Annotated in this window: 21 protein-coding genes, 2 tRNA genes, 1 rRNA gene and 2 riboswitches; of the genes, 19 read left to right on the top strand and 5 right to left on the bottom strand. The window is 33.9% G+C overall.

What is annotated here, in order from left to right; all coding sequences use genetic code 11:
* Position 1: 1 nt before the first annotated feature.
* From rrf to tsaD, 7 genes are all read left to right on the top strand, one after another.
* Positions 2-117: ribosomal RNA gene (gene rrf / locus B6K90_RS22795) — 5S ribosomal RNA — on the top strand.
* Between the two features lie 174 nt (positions 118-291).
* Positions 292-368, top strand: a tRNA-Met gene (locus B6K90_RS22790).
* A gap of 4 nt (positions 369-372) precedes the next feature.
* Positions 373-448: transfer RNA gene (locus B6K90_RS22785), tRNA-Asp, on the top strand.
* Positions 449-845: 397 nt separating this feature from the next.
* The gene (gene tsaE, locus B6K90_RS22780) at positions 846-1,313 is read left to right on the top strand and encodes a tRNA (adenosine(37)-N6)-threonylcarbamoyltransferase complex ATPase subunit type 1 TsaE (RefSeq protein ID WP_088014998.1); all 468 of its coding nucleotides are present in this window, start codon (positions 846-848) and stop codon (positions 1,311-1,313) included.
* Positions 1,294-1,986, top strand: coding sequence for a tRNA (adenosine(37)-N6)-threonylcarbamoyltransferase complex dimerization subunit type 1 TsaB (tsaB, locus tag B6K90_RS22775; protein ID WP_088014997.1), 693 nt, complete (start codon positions 1,294-1,296; stop codon positions 1,984-1,986). The genes tsaE and tsaB overlap by 20 nt, the downstream gene beginning before the upstream one ends.
* A gap of 9 nt (positions 1,987-1,995) precedes the next feature.
* A complete protein-coding gene (gene rimI / locus B6K90_RS22770) occupies positions 1,996-2,448 on the top strand; it encodes a ribosomal protein S18-alanine N-acetyltransferase (RefSeq protein WP_088014996.1) in 453 nt (150 codons plus the stop codon).
* Entirely contained in the window at positions 2,445-3,467 is a 1,023-nt protein-coding gene (tsaD, locus tag B6K90_RS22765) for a tRNA (adenosine(37)-N6)-threonylcarbamoyltransferase complex transferase subunit TsaD (protein WP_407920550.1), read from the top strand. Before rimI ends, tsaD begins: the two co-directional genes overlap by 4 nt.
* A 216-nt stretch (positions 3,468-3,683) precedes the next feature.
* Here tsaD and B6K90_RS22760 read toward each other — a convergent pair whose 3' ends face one another.
* Entirely contained in the window at positions 3,684-5,609 is a 1,926-nt protein-coding gene (locus B6K90_RS22760; RefSeq protein ID WP_088014995.1) for an ABC-F family ATP-binding cassette domain-containing protein, read from the bottom strand.
* A 161-nt stretch (positions 5,610-5,770) separates the two neighbouring features.
* Here B6K90_RS22760 and B6K90_RS22755 point away from each other — a divergent pair, with 161 nt between their 5' ends.
* Positions 5,771-6,397, top strand: coding sequence for a redox-sensing transcriptional repressor Rex (locus tag B6K90_RS22755; RefSeq protein WP_088014994.1), 627 nt, complete (start codon positions 5,771-5,773; stop codon positions 6,395-6,397).
* Positions 6,398-6,436: 39 nt separating this feature from the next.
* Here B6K90_RS22755 and B6K90_RS22750 read toward each other — a convergent pair whose 3' ends face one another.
* Entirely contained in the window at positions 6,437-7,108 is a 672-nt protein-coding gene (locus tag B6K90_RS22750) for a CPBP family intramembrane glutamic endopeptidase (RefSeq protein WP_088014993.1), read from the bottom strand.
* Positions 7,109-7,381: 273 nt separating this feature from the next.
* Between B6K90_RS22750 and groES the strand changes: the two genes are divergently transcribed.
* The 3 genes from groES to B6K90_RS22735 all read left to right on the top strand — a co-directional run bounded on the left by groES (position 7,382) and on the right by B6K90_RS22735 (position 9,827).
* A complete protein-coding gene (gene groES, locus B6K90_RS22745; RefSeq protein ID WP_088014992.1) occupies positions 7,382-7,666 on the top strand; it encodes a co-chaperone GroES in 285 nt (94 codons plus the stop codon).
* 59 nt (positions 7,667-7,725) lie between these two features.
* Positions 7,726-9,351 (top strand): chaperonin GroEL, encoded by a 1,626-nt coding sequence (gene groL, locus B6K90_RS22740; RefSeq protein WP_088014991.1) that lies wholly within the window; start codon positions 7,726-7,728, stop codon positions 9,349-9,351.
* Positions 9,352-9,593: 242 nt separating this feature from the next.
* Positions 9,594-9,827, top strand: a complete 234-nt coding sequence (locus B6K90_RS22735) for a hypothetical protein (protein ID WP_088014990.1) — start codon at positions 9,594-9,596, stop codon at positions 9,825-9,827.
* A 417-nt stretch (positions 9,828-10,244) separates the two neighbouring features.
* Here the strand turns inward: B6K90_RS22735 and B6K90_RS22730 are convergent, their stop codons facing one another.
* On the bottom strand, positions 10,245-11,096 hold the full coding sequence (locus B6K90_RS22730) for an ATP-dependent DNA ligase (RefSeq protein WP_088014989.1): 852 nt from the start codon (positions 11,094-11,096) through the stop codon (positions 10,245-10,247).
* Between the two features lie 233 nt (positions 11,097-11,329).
* Between B6K90_RS22730 and B6K90_RS22725 the strand changes: the two genes are divergently transcribed.
* Both B6K90_RS22725 and B6K90_RS22720 read left to right on the top strand, forming a co-directional pair.
* Positions 11,330-11,731, top strand: a complete 402-nt coding sequence (locus tag B6K90_RS22725) for a hypothetical protein (RefSeq protein WP_088014988.1) — start codon at positions 11,330-11,332, stop codon at positions 11,729-11,731.
* A 165-nt stretch (positions 11,732-11,896) separates the two neighbouring features.
* Positions 11,897-12,655, top strand: a complete 759-nt coding sequence (locus B6K90_RS22720) for a peptidoglycan recognition protein family protein (RefSeq protein WP_139840786.1) — start codon at positions 11,897-11,899, stop codon at positions 12,653-12,655.
* Positions 12,656-12,715: 60 nt separating this feature from the next.
* Here the strand turns inward: B6K90_RS22720 and B6K90_RS22715 are convergent, their stop codons facing one another.
* Entirely contained in the window at positions 12,716-13,036 is a 321-nt protein-coding gene (locus B6K90_RS22715) for a DMT family transporter (protein ID WP_056470039.1), read from the bottom strand.
* Positions 13,036-13,383 (bottom strand): DMT family transporter, encoded by a 348-nt coding sequence (locus B6K90_RS22710; RefSeq protein WP_088014987.1) that lies wholly within the window; start codon positions 13,381-13,383, stop codon positions 13,036-13,038. Before B6K90_RS22710 ends, B6K90_RS22715 begins: the two co-directional genes overlap by 1 nt.
* A 190-nt stretch (positions 13,384-13,573) precedes the next feature.
* Positions 13,574-13,676: riboswitch (purine riboswitch) on the top strand.
* Between the two features lie 146 nt (positions 13,677-13,822).
* Between B6K90_RS22710 and guaA the strand changes: the two genes are divergently transcribed.
* From guaA to B6K90_RS22680, 6 genes are all read left to right on the top strand, one after another.
* Positions 13,823-15,358, top strand: a complete 1,536-nt coding sequence (guaA, locus tag B6K90_RS22705) for a glutamine-hydrolyzing GMP synthase (protein ID WP_407920549.1) — start codon at positions 13,823-13,825, stop codon at positions 15,356-15,358.
* 615 nt (positions 15,359-15,973) lie between these two features.
* Positions 15,974-16,072, top strand: a riboswitch (purine riboswitch).
* Positions 16,073-16,242: 170 nt separating this feature from the next.
* Positions 16,243-17,571 carry an NCS2 family permease gene (locus tag B6K90_RS22700; protein ID WP_088014999.1) on the top strand — a complete coding sequence of 443 codons (1,329 nt, stop codon included), beginning with the start codon at positions 16,243-16,245 and terminating at the stop codon, positions 17,569-17,571.
* A 111-nt stretch (positions 17,572-17,682) separates the two neighbouring features.
* Positions 17,683-18,240 carry a glycerol-3-phosphate responsive antiterminator gene (locus tag B6K90_RS22695; RefSeq protein WP_088014985.1) on the top strand — a complete coding sequence of 186 codons (558 nt, stop codon included), beginning with the start codon at positions 17,683-17,685 and terminating at the stop codon, positions 18,238-18,240.
* A 326-nt stretch (positions 18,241-18,566) separates the two neighbouring features.
* A complete protein-coding gene (locus B6K90_RS22690; RefSeq protein WP_088014984.1) occupies positions 18,567-19,391 on the top strand; it encodes an MIP/aquaporin family protein in 825 nt (274 codons plus the stop codon).
* An 18-nt stretch (positions 19,392-19,409) separates the two neighbouring features.
* Complete coding sequence (glpK, locus tag B6K90_RS22685; protein WP_088014983.1) at positions 19,410-20,900, top strand: glycerol kinase GlpK; 1,491 nt, start codon at positions 19,410-19,412, stop codon at positions 20,898-20,900.
* Positions 20,901-21,031: 131 nt separating this feature from the next.
* Entirely contained in the window at positions 21,032-22,723 is a 1,692-nt protein-coding gene (locus B6K90_RS22680; RefSeq protein WP_088014982.1) for a glycerol-3-phosphate dehydrogenase/oxidase, read from the top strand.
* Positions 22,724-23,119 lie beyond the last annotated feature (396 nt).

Raw genomic sequence — 23,119 nt, 5'->3', positions numbered from 1 at the left:
ATCAGGTGATTATTGCGAAGAGGTCACACCCGTTCCCATACCGAACACGGCAGTTAAGCTCTTCAGCGTCGATGGTAGTTGGGGGTTTCCCCCTGTGAGAGTAGAACGTCGCCTGGTTTGGATTTTTTATGGATATTTCCATATTATCGCGGGGTGGAGCACGAACGAATATGCTTCGAAGAAATTACTTCAGCATACCAATCGAGCTGCTACTTGCAATAACATCCTGAGATTGGGATGGTCTTAACGGAATAAAATTCATGGATCTATATAAAATAGAATCCACATTATCGCGGGGTGGAGCAGTCTGGTAGCTCGTCGGGCTCATAACCCGAAGGTCGCAGGTTCAAATCCTGTCCCCGCAACCAAAATGGTCCCGTGGTGTAGCGGTTAACATGCCTGCCTGTCACGCAGGAGATCGCCGGTTCGATCCCGGTCGGGACCGCCATACATACGATTCTTAAAACGAAACAAAAATTGTTTCGTTTTTTTTATTATTTTTTGAAATGAGTAATATATTAGCCCTTATTAGTAAGATTATTGCTTTTAACAATTATAACCTTTTAAAACAATGGCTGACACAAGCTATGACTGCTCGACTCGACCAGCGAGAAACACGGTAAGGCTGTGATTACAAGGAGAGTAAGCGACTAGAAGGCACAGGTTAGGATCTACGAAAAGCGAGAGAAGTAACAAAATATATGGAGACAAGCTATAAATAAATTTCAATAATGTATTTAAACTATTCAAAAGAATATTACTGTTTGACATCCGCTTAATGTTTTGAAATGATATAATATGGCAAAGTTAGAAATAGAAGAGTTAGAATTTTGGTGGTGAAGTAATTGGAGATTGTTTTACATACAAATACTGAGGAAGAAACTCAAGAAATTGCATTTTTTCTCGGACAAATAGTACAACAAAGGGATGTAATATTATTAGAAGGAGATCTTGGTGCTGGAAAGACCACCTTTACAAAAGGATTTGCAAAAGGTCTTGATGTAAAAAGAACTGTTAATAGCCCGACTTTTAATATTATTAAAGAGTATAAAGGTAGAATTCCACTTTATCATATGGATGTATATCGTTTAGAAGGTAGTAGTGAAGATTTAGGCTTTGATGAGTATTTTATGGGTGAAGGTGTTTGTGTTGTAGAATGGGCTCATTTAATTTCGGATTACTTACCAAGTGAATTTTTAAAAATCATAATAACTCATGAAGAAAATGGTAGAATGATTACTTTTATTCCAAGTGGATCTAGGTATGAATTTATTTGTAAGGAGTTAATAAACAATGACCGTTTTAGCAATTGATACATCTACAAATGTTATGGGGATTAGTCTAATAAAAGATCAATCTGTTATTGGAGAAACGATAACATTTATTAATAAAAACCATTCTGTACGATTAATGCCAGCAATTAATTCTTTAATGGAAGAATGCAATATAAAACCAAAGGAACTATCTAAAATAGTAGTTGCAAAAGGGCCAGGCTCTTATACAGGCGTACGTATTGGTGTCACTGTGGCAAAATCATTAGCCTTCACTTTAAATATTCCAATTATAGGTGTATCAAGTTTGAAAGTGTTGGCTGCTAATGGGCGATATTTTAATGGATTAGTTTGCCCAATATTTGACGCAAGACGTAACTTATTATTTACAGGACTTTATGATTTTACAGGGCAGGTTGCTAATAGTGTATTAGAAGACTGCAATATTGACCGCAGTATCTGGATTGATAAGCTTAAATCTTATAACGAACAAATTTTATTTATTGGTAATGATGTATCAATTCATAAAGAGTTTATTATTGAGCACTTAAAAGATAAAGCTGTTTTTGCAAAAGAAAGTATAAATAACCAGAGACCAAGTGAACTGTTTACATGTAGCTTAGAAGAAAAAGAAGAATCAGTTCATAATTTTGCACCAGAATATTTAAGATTATCAGAAGCTGAAGCTAATTGGCTAGCAAGCCAAGAAAAGTAGGAGGATATTATGATCTCATCGGTTGCTTTTCGTAAAATGAAAGAAGAAGATTTAGATCAAATAGTAGAAATTGAAAAAAAATCATTCCCTACACCATGGACATACGAAGCTTTTTATAATGAATTATATTCCAATCAATTTGCCAATTATGTAGTTGCGGAGGTTGATGAAAAAATAATTGGTTATTGTGGTCTATGGGTGGTCATTGACGAGGGACATATTACAAATATAGCTATTTTACCAGATTATAGAGGAGTAGGACTTGGCGAAAAGTTACTTCGTGCGGTAATGGAAACTGCTAAAAATCTTGGAGCTGATACATTAACATTAGAAGTAAGGGTATCAAATCATGTAGCAAAGGGACTATACAGAAAGCTAGGATTCCAAGACGGTGGTATTCGAAAGAGCTATTATACAGATAATTTTGAGGATGCATTAGTTATGTGGGTGAATTTGAAATGATAAATGAAAATTGTTTAATTCTTGCTATAGAAACTAGCTGCGATGAAACTTCGGCAGCAGTTGTTAAAAATGGAAATGAAATTTTAAGTAACGTAGTAGCAACTCAGATCGATATTCATAAACGTTTTGGTGGAGTTGTACCTGAAGTTGCATCACGATTACATGTTGAGCAAATAACTTTAGTAATCGAAGAAGCAATGAAGCAAGCACAGATCGACTATGAAGATCTAGCTGCCGTTGCTGTCACAGAAGGTCCAGGCCTTGTAGGAGCGTTATTAATAGGGGTAAATGCGGCAAAAGCAATTGCATTTGCACATGGATTACCGCTTATAGGAGTTCACCACATTGCAGGCCATATTTATGCTAATCAACTAGTACAGCCTTTACAATATCCACTATTAGCCTTAGTAGTTTCTGGTGGACATACAGAGCTTGTCTACATGAAGGAAGATGGCATTTTTGAAGTTATAGGTGAAACAAGGGATGATGCAGCAGGGGAAGCTTATGATAAGGTCGCTAGAACACTTAAATTACCTTATCCAGGTGGTCCTCACATTGATCGTCTAGCACAAGAAGGAACTGCGACTATTCCTTTTCCTAGAGCATGGTTAGAAGAAGGTAGCTATGATTTTAGTTTTAGTGGATTAAAGTCAGCAGTCATTAATTATATGCATAATGCCGAACAAAGAGGCGAGGAAGTATCACCAGCTGATGTCGCAGCAAGCTTCCAAGAGAGTGTAATTGAAGTGATAGTTTCGAAAACAATTCAAGCTGCAAAGGAATATAACGTAAAACAAGTTTTATTAGCCGGAGGAGTGGCAGCTAATAAAGGCTTGAGAGCTACATTACAAAATGAGATGAATGCTTTGAGTAATATAGAATTAATTATACCACCATTATCACTTTGTACTGATAATGCTGCTATGATTGGTGCTGCTGCATTTATCCGTTTAAAACAAGGAAAACTAGGTAATTTGGCATTAAACGGGAATCCAGGCTTAGATTTAGAGAATATGTAAGAAGTACTTATTCACAATTTTTTTATAAAATGTGGATAAGTACTTTTTATTTGTTAAAAACTTATTAAACTATGTGTACAATAATGTGTATAACATTGCTGTTGGTCTGTGGATAATGTGTATAAACCTGTGTAAAAGCTAAATTTCAATTGAATATATGTGGATAAATATGTAGATAAGAAAAAACGGATAGCTAAAAGCATATCCGTTTACTCATTATTCTTGTAGGTTCTCCCATTCTTCCATTAGGTCTATTAACTTAGCTTCGAAATCGTTTTTCTTATTTGTTAATTCCTGTACTAATTGAAAATCGCCATAAACTTCTGGCTTACATAATTCTAGTACGATGGTCTCTATATCAAGCTCAAATTGCGATATATTACTTTCGATTTCCTCTATACGACGCTGAGTTTGGCGAAGTTTTTTCTTCAATTCTTTGTCTTGTTGATAATCAGAAATTGATTGGGAGGATTGTTTAACTTGTGCTAATGTAGCCTCTTTTTCTGCTTGTTCTTTTTCATATGCTTCATTTTTCTTAAATTGGTAATAGTCATAATCACCCAAATAAATTGATAATCCTTCTTTTGCTAGTTCAAAAGTTTTTGTGGATAATCTGTTCATAAAGTAACGATCATGGGAAACAAATAAAATAGTTCCAGGATAATCTAATAAAGCATTTTCTAACACTTCTTTACTATCTAAATCTAAATGGTTAGTAGGCTCATCAAGAATTAGGAAATTAGCTTTTTTCATCATGAGCTTAGCCAATGCTAATCTTGCCTTTTCTCCACCACTTAAAGAAGTAACAATTTTTGTCACATCATCTCCGGAAAATAAAAAATTCCCTAATATTGTTCGAATTTCCTGTTCAGGCTTTAATGGATAATCATCCCAAAGCTCGTCTAATACTCTCTTATTAGAAGTCAGTTTTGCTTGCTCTTGGTCATAGTAACCAACCGAAACATTTGCACCAAAATCAATGGTTCCCTGTAACTTTTCTAAATCTCCAATAATCGTTTTTAGTAATGTCGATTTACCAACACCATTTGGACCAACAAGTGCGACACTATCTCCTCGATTCAGTATGAACTTCATCGGTTGATCTATTGTTGGGATACGATTATAGCCAATAAATAAATCTTGTACAGATAACACATCATTACCGCTTTGTTTTTCAATATTAAATGAAAAATTAGCTGAAGATTCGTCTCCAAGTGGTCTGTCTAATCGAACCATTCGGTCTAATTGTTTTCTTCGACTTTGCGCTCTTTTTGTAGTGGAAGCACGAGCAATATTACGCTGTACAAAATCTTCTAGTTTAGCGATTTCCTCTTGTTGTTTTTCGAACTGTTTTAATTCTTGTTCATATTGAGCCGCCTTTAGTTCAAGATACTTACTATAATTACCAACAAATCGTTGATGTTTATGATTAGATATTTCATAAACGATATTAACAACTTGATCAAGGAAATATCGGTCGTGGGAAACGATTAGTACTGCACCTGGGTACGACTGTAAGTAGCGTTCTAACCAACTTAGGGTGTCAATATCCAAATGGTTCGTAGGTTCATCCAGAATTAACAAATCAGGCTTCGTCAATAATAGCCTACCTAATGCAAGTCTAGTCTTTTGTCCACCGCTTAACGAAGAAATTTTTGTTTCATAGTCTTCATTACTAAAACCTAAACCACTAATAATCGAACGAATATCTGCTTCAAACTGGTAACCACCGTTTTCTTTGAATGTAAATTGAAGATGATCATATTCATTCATAACCTTGTCATAAATGGCTTGATTAGAGTAGACATCCTCCCTAGTCATTTTTACTTCTAATTTTCTCATATTGTCCTGCATTTCTACTAAAAGATTGAATACAGAATAATATTCTTCCCAAATGGTTTTATCACTTTGTAAACCAGTGTTTTGGGCTAGGTAGCCTACAGTTACATCTTTAGGTTTATTTATTTCACCGCCATCATAGGATATTTCACCTGCTATGATTTTCAATAATGTAGATTTTCCGGCACCATTACGTCCAACAATGGCAACTCGATCACTCGTTTGAACTTCTAATTTTATATTTGAAAGAATAATGTCACTACCAAAATACTTCGAGACATTATTTACTTGTAAAAGAATCATGGATAACACCTCATTGCAAAATTTTTTATCTATGTAACTGTATACTGTCAAAATTCTTAAATATAGTGTATATTTTACATTAGAACAAGTACTTTATTACTAAAATAAAGTCAAATTACACACCATAGTAAAAAGAATTACAGTAAGTGGGGGATTAAAAAATGGATTCGGAACAAATTAAAATTCCACAAGCTACTGCTAAACGTCTACCTTTATATTACCGTTTTATAAAGAATTTGTCTTTATCAGGTAAACAAAGAGTTTCTTCAGCAGAGTTAAGTGAAGCAGTAAAGGTAGATTCCGCAACAATCAGAAGAGATTTTTCTTATTTTGGGGCGCTAGGTAAAAAAGGATATGGCTATAACGTAAATTATTTATTAACTTTTTTCTCGAAAGCGCTTAACCAACATGAAGTAATGAAAGTTGCATTAATTGGTGTTGGTAATTTAGGGACTGCATTCTTACACTATAATTTTATAAAAAATAATAATACTAAAATTGAGATGGCATTTGATATTGATCCAAATAAAATTGGTACCGAAATAGGTGGAGTACCCGTTTATAATCTAGAAAATCTAGAGGATGTTATGAATGAAGATATTCAAATCGTTATTTTAACTGTTCCTGCACCTGTAGCACAATCAATAGCTGATCGATTGAATGGAAAAAATATTAGAGGAATCTTAAATTTTACACCTGCTCGAATTAGTGTACCAGAACATATTCGCATTCATCATATAGACTTAGCAGTTGAACTGCAAACATTGGCATATTTTTTACAGCAGTAACATTCATATTAAAAAAACCCCCAAAAAAATTGGGGGTTTTTAATGTAAATTGATTTGTTGAAAAACTACAAAAGAGTTCATTAACATATGCGTTAAGATTGGAACCATAATTGAATTTGTTCGTTTATACAAGTAACAAAATACAAAACCGATTAAAAAGTAAGATAAAAAGAAGGGCAAATCTCCGTGCATAAGTGAAAAGATCGCTGAACTAATCCCAGCTGAAATAATAAACGGCAAACGATTATAAAGTCTTTTGAAAATGATTCGACGAAAAATTATCTCTTCTAAAATTGGTGCAACTAAGCTTGGGATGATAATAAAAGCCGGGTTAAGCTTAGTAATGTTTATGATATTTTGAGTATTTTCTGAGCCCTTATGTAAATCAAATACATAAATTAAAATAAAATTACAAACAATTTGAGTTAGCATTGTTATGAAGTAACCTAAAACTACCCAGTTTATTATTGTACGATAATTAGCTTTTAGATTCTTAACTCCCTCATAAATGGGCTTATGTAATAAGATAAGTATAATAATTAATCCAGTTACGAAGCTAATACAACCCCATAATGCCACTGCTTCAAGAGAAGCTGTTTTCTGATCCACTCCAACGTATAAGTCACTATTTAATAAATAGGGTACTCCAAATACAGCTGAATACTGAAGAACGACATACGTTAATAAAATCCATAAATCTCTAGTTTTCAATACGATAACTCCTTTGTGTTGATATTTTTCATAACCCAAAGGTTTATAACAACACGTACATTATTTTACTCGTTTCTTATGGTTCTTAAAAGAAATTTCCACTTTTTATTTTACTTTTCATTGTAAAGATAAAAACTTATTAAATTTCGACAAGAAAAGTGCCTGCTTCGGGCTTGCAAAATTTTTTGATATTATTTAAACTAATAATTGTGTTAGCACTCAATATACATGAGTGCTAAAAATAATGATTTGATTATTGAGGAGGTATTACACATGTTAAAGCCATTAGGTGATCGTGTTGTAATTGAGCTTGTTGAGTCTGAAGAAAAAACTGCTAGCGGTATCGTGTTACCAGGTAGTGCACAAGAAAAGCCACAAGAAGGCAAAATTGTTGCAGTAGGTACTGGCCGAGTACTTGAAAATGGTGAGCGTGTTGCTTTAGAAGTATCTGTAGGTGACCGCATTATCTTCTCTAAATACTCAGGTACAGAAGTTAAGTACGGTGGTACTGAATACTTAGTACTTCGCGAAAACGATATTCTTGCAATCATAGGTTAATTAAATAAAAATACTTAAATTAAAAAATATATTTTTTAGATTATAAGGAGGTCATTTACATGGCAAAGGACATTAGATTTGGTGAAGAAGCACGTCGCGCAATGTTACGTGGTGTAGACGCTTTAGCTGATGCTGTAAAAGTAACTTTAGGACCAAAAGGACGTAACGTAGTTCTTGAGAAAAAATTCGGTTCTCCATTAATTACAAATGATGGTGTTACAATCGCAAAAGAAATCGAATTAGAAGATGCATTTGAAAATATGGGTGCAAAATTAGTTGCAGAAGTTGCTAGCAAAACGAATGATGTTGCTGGGGACGGTACAACAACTGCGACAGTTTTAGCGCAAGCTATGATTCGTGAAGGTCTTAAAAACGTAACTGCTGGTGCAAACCCAATGGGTATCCGTAAAGGTATCGAAAAAGCAGTTGCTGTTGCGATCGAAGAATTAAAAACAATCTCTAAACCAATTGAAGGTAAAGAGTCAATCGCACAAGTTGCTGCAATTTCTTCAGCGGATCCAGAAGTTGGACAATTAATTGCTGAAGCAATGGAGCGCGTTGGTAACGACGGAGTTATTACGCTTGAAGAATCAAAAGGTTTTACAACTGAGTTAGAAGTAGTAGAAGGTATGCAATTTGACCGTGGATACTCTTCTCCTTATATGGTTACAAATTCAGAGAAAATGGTTGCTGAATTAGAAAATCCATATATTTTAATCACAGATAAAAAAGTAACAAACATTCAAGAAATCTTACCAGTACTTGAGCAAGTTGTTCAACAAGGTAAGCCACTATTAATCATTGCTGAAGATGTTGAAGGTGAAGCACAAGCAACAATCATCGTAAACAAATTACGCGGTACATTCAATGCAGTTACTGTTAAAGCTCCTGGCTTCGGTGACCGTCGTAAAGCAATGTTAGAAGACATCGCGATCTTAACTGGCGGTGAAGTGATTACAGAAGAATTAGGATTAGATCTTAAAACAACTAACATCACTCAATTAGGTCGCGCTTCAAAAGTTGTAGTTACAAAAGAAAACACTACAATCGTTGAAGGTGCTGGTGAAACAGCAGCGATCCAACAACGTATCGGTGTAATCCGTGCTCAATTAGAAGAAACTACTTCTGAATTCGATCGCGAAAAATTACAAGAGCGTTTAGCTAAATTAGCTGGTGGTGTAGCAGTAATTAAAGTTGGTGCTGCAACTGAGACTGAATTAAAAGAACGTAAATTACGTATTGAAGATGCATTAAACTCTACACGTGCTGCAGTTGAAGAAGGTATTGTAGCTGGTGGTGGTACTGCATTAATGAGCGTATATAATAAAGTAGCTGCAATCGAAGCAGAAGGTGACGTAGCAACAGGTATCAACATCGTATTACGTGCACTTGAAGCTCCAGTTCGTCAAATCGCTACGAATGCTGGTTTAGAAGGATCAGTAATTATTGAAAAATTAAAAGGTGCGGAAGTTGGCGTTGGTTTCAATGCTGCTAACGGACAATGGGTAAACATGATTGAAGAAGGAATTGTTGACCCAACTAAAGTTACACGTTCTGCACTTCAAAACGCAGCATCTGTTTCAGCTATGTTCTTAACAACTGAAGCAGTAGTAGCTGATATCCCTGAGAAAAATGCTCCAGCAATGCCTGACATGGGCGGCATGGGCATGGGCGGCATGATGTAATAAGTCGCCTCACATTTTGTGATGCAGTTAAAAAAATAGAATTAACAATAACCACTTCTCAAAACGAGAAGTGGTTTTAATTTTTTTATACTTTTTCCTATTGATTGGAACATCCAGATTATAATTAATTGGTGTTTCCACAATTTTAATGGACGACAATTTTTTGTCATATTAAAATTTTGTTAATACCTAAAATTAGGAATGATAATATGAGGGAATTTCCACTGGATTAAAGAGTTAAGATGTTAGTCGAACATTTTGAAATAAATACAATTGAGAATGAGCACTTTAGAATGATTACTTTAAAAAATTTGATTGATGGGGAGCTATTTGATGACATTCACCTTTTAGCAAAAGAAATTAAACGTCAAAGAGGAGAAATACTGCTTGAGCCAATGCATTTATTCAATCAAGAGGCAGTGAAACAACTAGAGCTATGGTTAAAGTTCTTAACTTCAGAAATATGTGGCGAATAAGTGTGATGTTATATCTTAAAATAGTTTATTAATTACTTGTGACACTAATACTTTTAACTATAATTGAATAAAACTATCTGAAGTTAATAAGACTCTTACGCTATATTGACCAAAGTTAAAATGAATATGTATATTTAATTTAATATGGATAAAGAATTCTTATGTATAAATAAAATAGAACTACTATTAGTAATAAATAATGTTTAAGGATGATTTAGATGAAATTTGGTTTATATAGAGGATGCCTTTTTGGTCTCTTATTTTCTATACCAATTTGGATAGTCATATTATGGCTTATATTTAGATAGATTTCATAAAAAAGCCCCTTCAAGGAAGTAAAAAGGTTGAACGTGATTACCTCTTAATACTTCTACCTTAAAGGGGAGCTTTAAGTAGCTTTGTTTGGTTGTATTATTTCTAAACGATAAAGTCATGAAATATAGGTTCAATTAACTCTCCGCTATTTAATTGACCCCTATTTTTTATCACACATCGAACAAATGGTTCTACATATATATAATTTTTGTCTTCTCCAGTTTTTATATGTTTGGTTAAACTAAAGAAAACTGTTTTTTGGCCTGTATTCATACCGAACTCAACTAGCCCCACATTAATAAACTCACCATTTTTAAATTCTGAGATTAATAATCCCATTCCTTGTTTTTTATAGCCTGTTATATAGTAATTACTAAATCTCCAGTTAATAATTTTTAACCAATTTAGTGATCGATGTGCTGGTATGTAAGTAGAATCTTTTGATTTAGCTACTATACCTTCGAGTCCGATCGTTTTTATTTGCTCAAAAAACATCTTACCTTCCGACTCGATATAAAAACTTTTTTTGATTGATGGTTGATCAACTAGAGTTTCTGAAAGGATTTTTTTTCGATAAGATAAAGGTTCTTTCATTAAGTTATTATTTTTAAGTCGTAAAATATCAAAAACGATATATGTTAATGGAAATTGTTTGCTTCCTTGTAATATTTTATTTTCTTGAATAAAACTTACTCGATTGGTTGCCGCTTCAAAATCCTCTCTGCCGTTATTATAACAAACTAAAACACCGTCTAAGTAACAATCATCTAAGTCGATATTTTCGAGTTCAGGGATTCTCTCCGTAATCTCGGTACCATTTCGATTAAAAAGTTTATTCTTTCCATTTTGCCTTTCAAGCATCATTCGAACACCATTTGATTTCAATTCAAAATAATGTTGGTCAGAGTCAAATGGTTTATCTGCATTTTGTAGTAGCATTGGCTCAATAAACATTTTTCATTTCGCTATCATGATTGTTGCTTTTCAACATAATCAAGATTCCTTTCTTTTTCATTTGATATATATATAAATAACATAAAAATTTGTTTTCTTATTAGCAATCTAATTCGATCTATTTTAAATCTTCCACTTGTTAATGTACTTTTATTTCTTATCTATTTCAAGTCATAACTCGTCTATTTTCACAATATGATAAATTATCTTCTTATGAAAAGTGGTGTTATGAAATGGGGAGGAAAAATAATTTCAAAATTACGGAACCGATGTTGAATGAGTACTATGATTTGAGTCAAAAAAAGAAGGAGATTGAAAATCAGTTAGAAGAATTACAAAAGATTTTTCATGGATATTTTGATCATCAAGTTGGAATGAATGAAAAGGGCGAGCTAATTATTAATAATTTAAAACTTGAACGAATCATAAGAAAAAAAGAGAAATTTAATGAAGAGAAGACAATTAATAAATTAGAAGAACTAAACCTGTCCGACTTAATACAAATTGTAAGAAAACCAGATGGAGATAAAATCAAGTCTGCTATTAATTTGGGGTTGTTAAAAGAGAAGGATTTAGATGGATGTATTTCTGTTAATTCATCACAAGCAATTTATGTAAAACCACTAAAAAAGTAATAAACGAAATTCGATTTTAATCGAAAATAATTTAGGGAGTATATAATACTCTCTTTTTTATATGTAACGAATTTTATCTTCCAGAATACTTTATTAATATACATGTCCAAATATTCTACAGAAGGTTGTTTGGACATTGCCCAATATTGAAAAGGAGTGCTAATTTTGGCAACTTGGAGAAATGATTTTATTTCGATGAACAAATATACAAGGCCGTCAATAAAATTAAAAGAAGTTAAAAAAATAGTGTTGCATTGGACAGCCAATCCGGGGGCAAGTGCACAAAGTCACCAAAGGTATTTTAACGGTATCGCGATAAAAAATAAAACATATGCCTCTGCTCATATATTTGTTGATTCGAAAGAGGCAATCTGTATTATTCCGCTTGATGAAATAGCTTATCATGCAAATGACCATTATGAAAGAAATAGTAACGGTGGTGTATATAGAGGAGTGGATGAACTCGCTCCGAACGCAAATAAGCTTTCAATCGGTGTTGAAATGTGTGTTGAAAGGGATGGTACTATTTCACAATATACATTATCACGTACTATCAGAGTAATTGCAGAATTGTGTAAGATGTTTAAATTAAATGCAAATGATATTGTAAGACATTATGACATAACACATAAACCATGTCCAAAAACCTTCATAGACCACCCCGAACGATTTAACGAGTTTAAAGCACAAGTGAACGCGATCTTAAATCCCCCGAAAACCCAAACAGATTCAATTCCATACCCTGGCATTTTAAAAGAAGGGTCAACAGGTGAATCTGTAAAAAAGGTCCAACAAAAACTTAAAATAACTGCCGATGGAATTTTTGGACCAGTTACTGAAAATGCAGTTAAAAAATTTCAAGCAAGTAATGGACTAGTTGTCGATGGAATTGTTGGAAAAAACACATGGGGCAAACTGTTTTGAAAGATAATATCACTTAATTACTAAAGAAAATCCCTAATTCGTTGTCGAATAGGGATTTTTTTAATGAGGTGAGATGATTTTTAAACCAATAACCGATCCAATTACTAATGTGATAAATAACAGTCTTTTCCATTCTCTTGATTCATTAAAGAACAACATGCCAATTAAAACAGACCCAGCAGCCCCTATACCGGTCCAGATTGTATAACCAGTTCCGACGGGTATAACTTTTAAGGCTTTTGATAATAAGTAAAAACTAGTCCACCCAGATAAAATACACAAAATGGAATAGTTAAGTTTCTTAAAGTTATTAGATAGCTTCATAAAAATGACAAAGCCAACTTCGCCCAAACCTGCAATAAATAAAAATAACCAAGCCATTATGCTGCATCTCCTTTTTCTACTTTTTTATCACCTGAAGTTAATTTTAAGCCAATAATTCCAGATAATAATGTAATGACAAGAATGATTTTTAATATAGAGGCTGATTCATTTAAAAATAACATTCCTATAATAACTGTCCCAGCGGCGCCGATTCCTGTAAAAACCGCGTAGGCAGTACCTATTGGGATGTCTCTAATTGCTTTTGAAAATAAATAGAAGCTGAACAAGATCCCACCTATCGTTAAAAATGTCGGCAACATATTTGTAAATCCTTCTGAATATTTTAGTCCAAATGCCCATGCAATTTCAGAAATTCCCGCTATAACTAAGTAAATCCAACTCATAAAAACCTCTCCTTTTATAGCAGACTAAATGAATGATTTCGTTTCGGTAAACTACCTACCGTTCGTTAGTTAAAAGATACACTATAATCTTATGCATGACAAGTTGTAACGTTTACACAAAAATTTATTTTTTTTATGTAATGAAATACCTTGACCGAAAAATTATACATTGTTAGAATGAGACAATAATACAATATTCGTCAATATTCTTCATATATCCTCGACAATACGGGTCGAGAGTCTCTACCGGGGCGCCGTAACATGCCCTGACTATGAAGGCAGTCTGACTTTGTTTAATTTAAGTCTGATTTTCTGCCTTCTTATGCGTATTTTTCGTATGTAATTAGAGGAGAAAGTCGGCTTTTTTTATTTTTTTTGGGAAAAATAGTATCAGTTTAACTGATACGTTAATTCAATATATATAGATGGGGTGACCGTTTTGCAACAACATGACACAATTGTAGTACTAGATTTTGGAAGTCAATATAACCAACTTATAGCACGTCGTATCCGTGAGTTTGGCGTTTATAGTGAATTACGTCCTCATACAATTACTGCAGAGGAAATTAAGCAAATGGGTGCTAAAGGGATTGTATTCTCTGGCGGACCAAATAGCGTATATGGTGAAAATGCTTTTTTCTGCGATGAAGCAATTTTTGATTTAGAAATTCCAATCTTAGGTATTTGTTACGGAATGCAGTTAATGACGCAACATTTTGGTGGAACGGTAGCTAGAGCTGACCAACGTGAATACGGTAAAGCTGAATTAAATATTCAAAATCCGTCTGCTTTATTAAAAGAACTTCCTTCAGACCATGTAGTTTGGATGAGCCACGGTGATAAAGTAATTCAACAGCCAGAAGGATTCGTTGTAGATGCAACTAGTGCTTCTTGTCCAATCGCTGCAATGAGTAACGAAGCTAAAAAAATGTATGGTGTACAATTCCACCCAGAAGTTCGTCACTCTGAATATGGTAATGATCTATTAAAGAATTTCGTATTCAATATTTGCGAATGTGAAGCAAACTGGTCAATGAAAAACTACATTGAAGTAGAACTTGAAAATATTCGTAATACTGTTGGCGACAAAAAAGTACTTTGCGCACTTAGTGGTGGTGTTGATTCTTCAGTAGTTGCAGTATTAATTCATAAAGCAATTGGTGATCAATTAACATGTATCTTCGTTGACCACGGTTTATTACGTAAAGATGAAGCTGAAGGCGTTATGAAGACGTTTAGCGAAGGCTTCCACATGAACGTAATTAAAGTAGATGCTAGAGAGCGCTTCTTAAGTAAACTTGCTGGCGTTTCTGATCCAGAACAAAAACGTAAAATTATCGGTAATGAATTCATCTATGTGTTTGATGATGAAGCAGCAAAATTAGAAGGAATGGATTTCTTAGCTCAAGGAACTCTTTACACAGATATTATTGAGAGCGGTACAGCTACAGCTCAAACAATCAAATCACACCATAATGTTGGTGGATTACCTGAAGACATGCAATTTACGTTAATCGAGCCTTTAAGTACATTATTTAAAGACGAAGTACGTGCAGTTGGTACTGAACTAGGAATTCCAGATGCAATCGTTTGGAGACAACCATTCCCAGGACCAGGTCTAGGTATTCGTGTATTAGGCGAAATAACAGATCAAAAACTTGAAATCGTTCGTGAATCAGATGCAATTTTACGTGAAGAAATTGCTTTAGCAGGTTTAGATAAAGAAATTTGGCAATATTTCACAGTTTTACCTGACATTCGTAGTGTTGGCGTAATGGGTGACGAACGTACGTATGATTATACTGTAGGTATTCGTGCGGTAACGTCTATTGATGGAATGACTGCTGACTGGGCACGTATTGATTGGGATGTACTTCAAAAGATCTCAACGCGTATTGTAAATGAAGTTAAACATGTAAACCGTATCGTTTATGATGTAACTAGTAAGCCACCTGCAACTATTGAGTGGGAATAATAATTAAAAAAGCCATAAACCTTGATCTACAAGGTTTATGGCTTTTTTTGCATAAATTGGACACCAATTAGACTGCATTTTGTAACATATGGCTCCAATTTATTAATATACATTGTGATATTGTTTAGATGTTAAATAGTAGTATTGGAAGTATACAATGTTGTTCCACAAATTAGTTTTGCTCAAGTCTAAAGGTTTCTAAAAAATTGCGAGTTATATTGAAAAAGTACAAAAAATTCAAGAATCAGGAATTATAAGTATATTAATTAATGGCGGAGTACTGGTGTTTTAGGGAGTAAGAAAGTGTATCAAATAATTAATGGAGTAACTACGTTTAGTATGTTTCAGTTAATTTTTTGTTTCATTATTGCTTTTGTATTGTATTATTTATTTAGAAAGAGCTAATGACTGTAGGTTTTTAGCAACCATATAAGATGTTTTTTATCCTACTTAGATATTTTTTCCCCTAAGTATTTTTTAAAATCCAAATAATTAAGTACAACAATATAGCTAAAATATGGTAAAAACGAACGAAAATGAATATTTTATAAAAAATGTTCGTTTTTTTGTTGACACTAATGAAAACTGATTGTATTATAAATATGTAAATTAAATAAATAATTTGTCATAATTTGTCGTATATGCTAGTGAATATGGACTAGCGTCTCTACCCGCCACCGTAAACGGCGGACTACGAAGTAATGATTTCTGAACGTTATTAACCCACTATTTTGCTATTATTCTACTATTCTCGGGTTAATTACTTCAGAATGAAACTGCTCGTGATAGGCGCTTTTACCAATGTGTAAAAGTGCCTTTTCTATTTTATACAATAGAGACCGACTTTTAAGACTAAAACATAGGAGGATCACATGAAAGAACGTATCAGTAATTATTTTGAGTTCAACAAGTTAGGCACATCATATCGTCAAGAAACAATTGCTGGATTAACTACATTCTTAGCAATGGCTTATATATTATTCGTAAATCCATCGATTTTATCATTATCAGATATAAAGGATTTCCCAGAAGCTTTAAGAATGAATAAAGAGGCAATCTTTGTGGCTACATCTTTAGCTGCAGCATACGGATCGATTTTAATGGGGATCTATGCGAAATATCCAATTGCTTTAGCACCAGGCATGGGATTAAATGCATTCTTTGCTTTTAACGTAGTTCTTGGAATGGGTATTCCATGGCAAACAGCTCTAGCTGGCGTATTCGTATCGGGTATCATTTTTATCATTCTTTCATTAACTGGTCTTCGTGAACAAATTATCAATGCAATCCCAATTGAATTAAAGTTAGCGATTGGTAGCGGTATCGGATTCTTTGTTACATTTGTTGGTTTAAAAAACTCAGGTATTATCGTAAGTAACCCTGCGACATTCGTTTCACTTGGAAAATTAAATGAACCTGCTGTTTTATTAACAATTTTCGGTTTAATTATTACTGTAGTTTTAATGGCTAGAAAAGTAAAAGCTGGTGTGTTTTTAGGTATGATCATCACTGCAATTGCAGGCATGATTTTTGGAATTATCGACTTGCCATCTTCAGTTGTTGGTCCAGTACCAAGTATTGCTCCAACTTTCGGTCAAGCAATTCAACATATTCCAGATGTTTTCTCTTCAGGTAAAATGTTTGCTGTAGTATTAACTTTCTTTATTGTAGATTTCTTTGATGCAACTGGAACATTAGTAGCGGTAGCTAACCAAGCCGGTTTATTAAAAGAGAACAAGCTTGAAAGAGCGGGTAAAGCATTAATGGTTGATGCAACAGCTGTAGTAGTTGGTTCAACTTTAGGTACAAGTACTACTACTTCTTATATTGAGTCAACAGCTGGTGTAGCAGCTGGTGGACGCACTGGTTTCTCTGCAGTAGTTACTGGTATCTTATTCTTATTAGCATTATTCTTTGCACCACTTTTAGGAGTGGTAACTGCAGCGGTAACTTCACCTGCTTTAATTGTAGTCGGAGTATTAATGGTTTCATCAATTGGTCAAATTGATTGGAAAAAGTTCGAAATCGCTGTTCCAGCATTCTTTACAATAATTGCAATGCCATTAACATATAGTATTGCAACTGGTATTGCGGTTGGTTTCATTTTCTATCCAATTTCAATGATCGCTGCTGGTAAAGCGAAAAAAATCCATCCTGTAATGTACGTATTGTTTGTAGTCTTCCTACTATTCTTAGCGTATTTCAGAGAGTAGATCTTAAATTTAAAAAAGTCTGTACAAAGAAAATTCTTTCAATGTACAGGCTTTTTCTTTTTTTTTATATTGTGTACTATAAAAGTAATAAATTCTATAGGAGTAAAATTGATGGATTTTCATGAGCAAAAAATTCTACCTGCGGTTAGAAAAATAAAGGATTTAGAAAAATTATTAACTACTTCGTATAAATATATTGTTATTCTTGATATTCATATCGGTCAATTGAAAAGTGTAGTTTCTCTTGCTAAGCAACATGGAAAGAAAGTATTTTTACATGTCGACCTAATACATGGTTTACAAAGTGATGGGCATGCAGCAGAATTTCTTTGTCAAGAATACAAACCAGATGGATTACTTTCTACAAAATCCAATGTTATTTTAAAGGCTAAGCAAAAAGGGGTTATTGCCATCCAACGGATCTTTTTAATTGATTCTGGAGCAATGGAAAAAAGTTTAGTGTTATTAGAAAAAACAAAGCCCGATTACATTGAAGTGCTACCAGGAGCGTTAACGAATGTTATTGCAGAGGTAAAAGAAAGAACTGGTATACCTATTTTAGCTGGTGGATTTATTAGAACTGTTGAAGATGTGGATGCATCTTTGAATGCAGGTGCTACAGCAATTACAACATCAGACAAAGACTTATGGAAAAAATTTCTGAAATAGTGGCAAAAATATGAAAAAAATCTGTTGACACCGCTTTCAATTGGGGTTAGCATAAAAGACAAGTTAATAAACGTGACGGAGAAATGAAGAGATCCACAATTAATTGTTTCTATTTATTAATAGAAACTGATTGATTGTGGGTCTTTTTGTTTTTAGGCTCAGTTAATAGTTGGTATGCACTAATATCATACTCATTGTCTCGATACTTCTTTTTATTAAATCAACAGCTTATATTAACAGAGTTATTTTTAAAAAGAATGGCCATTCAATTTATTTTCGGTCACGAGAAAACTTAATCTTAAACAGAATGTGGATGGAGTGAAATTATGTCAGCATTTTTAGGGGAATTAATTGGAACTGCTTTGCTAATTGTTTTAGGTGGAGGAGTTTGTGCAGGTGTAAGTTTAAAAAAATCATTTGCTAAAGATTCAGGTTGGATTGTAATAACTCTAGGGTGGGGTTTAGCAGTTGCAATATCTGTTTATGCAGTAGGAAGTATTAGTGGAGCGCATTTAAATCCAGCAGTTACATTAGGATTAGCTTTTAAAGGCTCATTTCCATGGAGTCAAGTACCCGAATACATTGCAGCACAAATGATTGGTGCGATGATCGGAGCAACAATTGTTTATTTACATTACCTACCGCATTGGAAAGAAACTGAAGATCCAGGAACAAAGTTAGGTGTATTTGCAACAGGTCCTGCTATACCTAATACATTTGCAAATCTTTTAAGTGAATTGATTGGAACGTTCATCTTAGTGTTTGGTATTTTAGCAATTGGTTCAAATAAATTTGCAGATGGTTTAAATCCTTTTATCGTAGGTTTCTTAATTGTTAGCATTGGTTTATCATTAGGTGGGACGACTGGTTATGCAATTAATCCAGCTCGTGATTTAGGACCACGCATTGCACACTTTTTATTACCTATTCCCGGTAAGGGAGGTTCGAATTGGAAATATGCATGGATTCCAGTTGTTGGGCCGGTATTAGGAGGATCACTTGCAGGACTATTCTATCAAATTATTTTTGAAGGTAAGCATAATTCTACAATTATTTATGTGGGGATTGTAACAATTGGTATTTTAATAGTTTCTTATTTGACAAGTAAAAAGAGTCAAAGTCATACAAATAATAGAAAAGTAGTAGCTTAATGAGGAGATGGGACGATTATGAATAAATACATTCTTTCTTTAGATCAAGGTACAACAAGTTCTCGGGCAATTCTATTTAATAAAGATGGCAAAATAGTTCATGTTGCACAAAAAGAATTTACACAGCATTTTCCAAATCCAGGATGGGTTGAGCATAATGCGCAAGAAATTTGGGGATCAATTTTAGCTGTCATTGCTACTTGTTTAAGTGAAGCAGATGTAAAACCTGAGCAAATTGCAGGTATAGGTATTACAAATCAGCGTGAAACAACAGTTGTGTGGGACAAAACAACTGGAAAACCTGTCTATAATGCGATTGTGTGGCAATCGCGTCAAACGAGTGAGATATGTGATGACTTAAAAGAGAAAGGCTTTGGAGAGATTGTTCAAGAAAAAACAGGTCTTTTAATCGATGCTTATTTCTCTGGAACAAAAGTTAAGTGGATTCTAGATAATGTTGAAGGTGCAAGAGAGAAAGCAGAACGTGGTGAATTATTATTCGGAACAATTGATACTTGGCTTGTTTGGAAATTATCTGGCGGTAATGTACATGTTACAGATTATTCAAATGCATCACGTACGTTAATGTATAACATTCATGAATTAAGATGGGATGATGAACTACTTGAAATGCTAACTGTACCAAAAAGCATGCTTCCAGAAGTACGATCTTCTTCTGAAGTATATGGTCATACTGTTGACTACCATTTCTTTGGTCAAAATGTACCTATTGCAGGAATAGCGGGTGACCAACAGGCTGCGTTATTTGGTCAAGCTTGCTTTGGTGAAGGAATGGCGAAAAATACTTATGGTACTGGTTGTTTTATGTTAATGAATACTGGTGAAAAAGCGGTAAAATCTAATCATGGCTTATTAACAACAATTGCATGGGGACTAAATGGAAAAGTTGAATATGCTTTAGAAGGAAGTATTTTCGTAGCAGGTTCTGCTATTCAATGGTTACGTGATGGCATGCGCATGTTCAAAGATGCTAGTAACAGTGAAGAATATGCTACTAGGGTTGAATCTACAGATGGAGTATATATCGTACCTGCATTTGTTGGGCTAGGTACTCCTTACTGGGATAGTGAAGTACGCGGAGCAGTTTTTGGATTAACTCGTGGAACAACGAAGGAACATTTTATTCGTGCAACACTGGAAGCATTAGCTTATCAAACAAAAGATGTTTTATGTGCAATGGAAGCTGATTCAGGTATTGAACTAAAAACTTTACGTGTCGATGGGGGAGCAGTTAAGAACAATTTCTTAATGCAATTCCAAAGTGATCTATTAGATGTCCCAGTTGAACGTCCTGAAGTAAATGAAACAACAGCTTTAGGTGCAGCTTATTTAGCAGGTTTAGCTGTTGGTTATTGGGAAAATCAAGAAACAATCTCAAAACAATGGAATATGGATAAGAGATTTAAACCAGAAATGCAAGATGAAAAAAGAGAAGAACTGTACAGTGGTTGGAAAAAAGCAATCGAAGCAACAAAAGCTTTTAAATAACATAGTATAATGTTAAAATAAAAACAAGTTAATATTTCGGTAGGAGATTTAGAGAGACCGCAACATGCTATAGAAGAATTTCTATAGTTATGTTTGTGGTCTCTTTTTTTCGTATTTAAGGAGGAAAAGCCATGAAATTTTCAGGTGCACTACGAAAAGATGTCTTAAAAACAGTAAATAAAAGAGAATTAGATGTAATCATAATCGGTGGAGGTATTACTGGAGCTGGTATTGCATTAGACGCTACTACACGTGGATTATCAACAATCGTATTTGAAATGCAAGACTTTGCAGCAGGTACATCTAGTCGTTCAACTAAGCTTGTACATGGTGGATTACGATACTTAAAACAATTAGAAGTAAAAATGGTAGCAGAAGTTGGGAAGGAACGTGCAATTGTTTACGAAAATGGTCCACATGTGACAACTCCAGAATGGATGTTACTACCATTTCATAAAGGTGGCACATTTGGTGCATTTAGTACATCAATAGGATTAAGAGTTTATGATTTTCTAGCTGGTGTAAAAAGAAGTGAACGAAGAAAAATGTTTAATCGTGAACAAACGATCAAAAAAGAGCCGCTTGTAAAACAAGAAGGGTTAAAAGGCGGCGGATACTATGTAGAGTACCGCACAGACGATGCTCGTCTAACAATTGAGGTAATGAAAGAAGCCATTGCTCATGGGGCGAAAGCAGTGAACTATGCTAAAGTAGATGGTTTCTTATATAAAGATGGTAAAGTTTGTGGTGTAATTGTCGTTGATTTATTAGATGGTGAAGTGTATGAAGTATACGGTAAAAAAATCGTAAACGCAGCTGGACCATGGGTTGATTCGCTACGTGAAATGGATCATTCAAAGAGAGGTAAAGTATTACAACTATCCAAAGGTGTTCATTTAGTTATTGACCATAGTCGTTTCCCACTCGGTCAAGCAATCTATTTTGATACGCCAGACGGACGTATGGTATTTGCGATTCCTCGAGATGGAAAGACATATGTTGGTACAACGGAGACATTTTATAATGAAGATGCTGCAAAACCACAAATGACAAATGAAGATTGTAACTATATTATTAATGCAATCAACTATATGTTTCCAACATTAAACATCTCGAAAACGGATATAGAATCAAGTTGGGCAGGAGTACGTCCGTTAATATATGAAGAAGGAAAAAGTGCATCCGAAATTTCACGCAAAGATGAAATTTGGACTTCAAATTCTGGATTAATTACAATTGCCGGTGGAAAGTTAACGGGATATCGAAAAATGGCCGAAACTGTAATCGACTATGTAACTGACTTACTAAAAAAAGAAGGATACAATACTGACTATATAAAAAGTAAGACAAAACATATGCCAATCTCTGGTGGGCATGTAGGTGGAGCATCACAATTTTCTAAATATATTTCTGAAAAAACCAAAGAAGGAATCAAATATGATTTGTCAGAAAATCAAGCTGAACGTTTTACAAAATTTTATGGCTCCAATGTTGATACGCTATTTCAGTTAGCAAGTCAGCATAGAATGGTGGCATATCAATATAATTTACCAATAGATGTCTTCGCACCGCTTCTATATGCAATAGAATTTGAGATGGTTGTAAAACCAGTCGACTTTTTTATTCGTCGTACTGGTGCATTGTTCTTTAATATTCATTGGGTATATGAATGGAAGGACGCAGTAATTGAATTTATGTCAATAAAGCTAGAGTGGAGTAAGGAACAAAAAGCAAAATATACGACTGAGTTAGATCAAGCATTAGTAGAAGCAGTAAAGCCAATTGAAAAATTAAAGAATAAGAAGAATGCAACTTTAGCATAAGAATTAAAGGATGCTTCAAAATGAAGCATCCTTTAATTAGTTATATTTAAGTAAATACATTCACCATTACTAATAAAGAGCTCAACCAAATAAAACATTCAGAATAATATTACTTTTATTTTAGTGTTGTAATTAATTCAAATAGCTGATATATTATTCTATGTTGTCCCAAACGAGGGAAAACAAACATGAATAAAAATAAAAAACATTTAAAAAAGTTGTTGACTTAAACAAGTTTTAAATGATATACTTTAAAAGTCGCTTCTAAAGTGATAGAAAATGAACTTTGAAAACTAAACAAAACATGAAGTAAACGTCAATTATTAGTTTTTTGAGCAATACAAGATTTAAACTTAACTTTTATGGAGAGTTTGATCCTGGCTCAGGACGAACGCT

The sequence above is a fragment of the Gottfriedia acidiceleris genome, from assembly GCF_002128425.1.
Classification (GTDB): domain Bacteria; phylum Bacillota; class Bacilli; order Bacillales; family Bacillaceae_G; genus Gottfriedia; species Gottfriedia acidiceleris.
Note: the sequence above shows the minus strand (reverse complement) of the source record. Positions and strands in the feature narration are given on the sequence as shown.

Excerpts from the sequence above, each read along its gene's own strand:
- B6K90_RS22735 (WP_088014990.1), top strand. The coding sequence starts at position 9,594 with ATGTTAGTCGAACATTTTGAAATAAATACAATTGAGAATGAGCACTTT.
- B6K90_RS22725 (WP_088014988.1), top strand. The coding sequence starts at position 11,330 with ATGGGGAGGAAAAATAATTTCAAAATTACGGAACCGATGTTGAATGAG.
- B6K90_RS22730 (WP_088014989.1), bottom strand. The coding sequence starts at position 11,096 with ATGTTTATTGAGCCAATGCTACTACAAAATGCAGATAAACCATTTGAC.
- B6K90_RS22760 (WP_088014995.1), bottom strand. The coding sequence starts at position 5,609 with ATGATTCTTTTACAAGTAAATAATGTCTCGAAGTATTTTGGTAGTGAC.
- B6K90_RS22690 (WP_088014984.1), top strand. The coding sequence starts at position 18,567 with ATGTCAGCATTTTTAGGGGAATTAATTGGAACTGCTTTGCTAATTGTT.
- B6K90_RS22715 (WP_056470039.1), bottom strand. The coding sequence starts at position 13,036 with ATGGCTTGGTTATTTTTATTTATTGCAGGTTTGGGCGAAGTTGGCTTT.
- B6K90_RS22695 (WP_088014985.1), top strand. The coding sequence starts at position 17,683 with ATGGATTTTCATGAGCAAAAAATTCTACCTGCGGTTAGAAAAATAAAG.
- glpK (WP_088014983.1), top strand. The coding sequence starts at position 19,410 with ATGAATAAATACATTCTTTCTTTAGATCAAGGTACAACAAGTTCTCGG.
- B6K90_RS22710 (WP_088014987.1), bottom strand. The coding sequence starts at position 13,383 with ATGAGTTGGATTTACTTAGTTATAGCGGGAATTTCTGAAATTGCATGG.
- rimI (WP_088014996.1), top strand. The coding sequence starts at position 1,996 with ATGATCTCATCGGTTGCTTTTCGTAAAATGAAAGAAGAAGATTTAGAT.
- B6K90_RS22755 (WP_088014994.1), top strand. The coding sequence starts at position 5,771 with ATGGATTCGGAACAAATTAAAATTCCACAAGCTACTGCTAAACGTCTA.
- groES (WP_088014992.1), top strand. The coding sequence starts at position 7,382 with ATGTTAAAGCCATTAGGTGATCGTGTTGTAATTGAGCTTGTTGAGTCT.
- tsaB (WP_088014997.1), top strand. The coding sequence starts at position 1,294 with ATGACCGTTTTAGCAATTGATACATCTACAAATGTTATGGGGATTAGT.
- tsaD (WP_407920550.1), top strand. The coding sequence starts at position 2,445 with ATGATAAATGAAAATTGTTTAATTCTTGCTATAGAAACTAGCTGCGAT.
- B6K90_RS22680 (WP_088014982.1), top strand. The coding sequence starts at position 21,032 with ATGAAATTTTCAGGTGCACTACGAAAAGATGTCTTAAAAACAGTAAAT.
- groL (WP_088014991.1), top strand. The coding sequence starts at position 7,726 with ATGGCAAAGGACATTAGATTTGGTGAAGAAGCACGTCGCGCAATGTTA.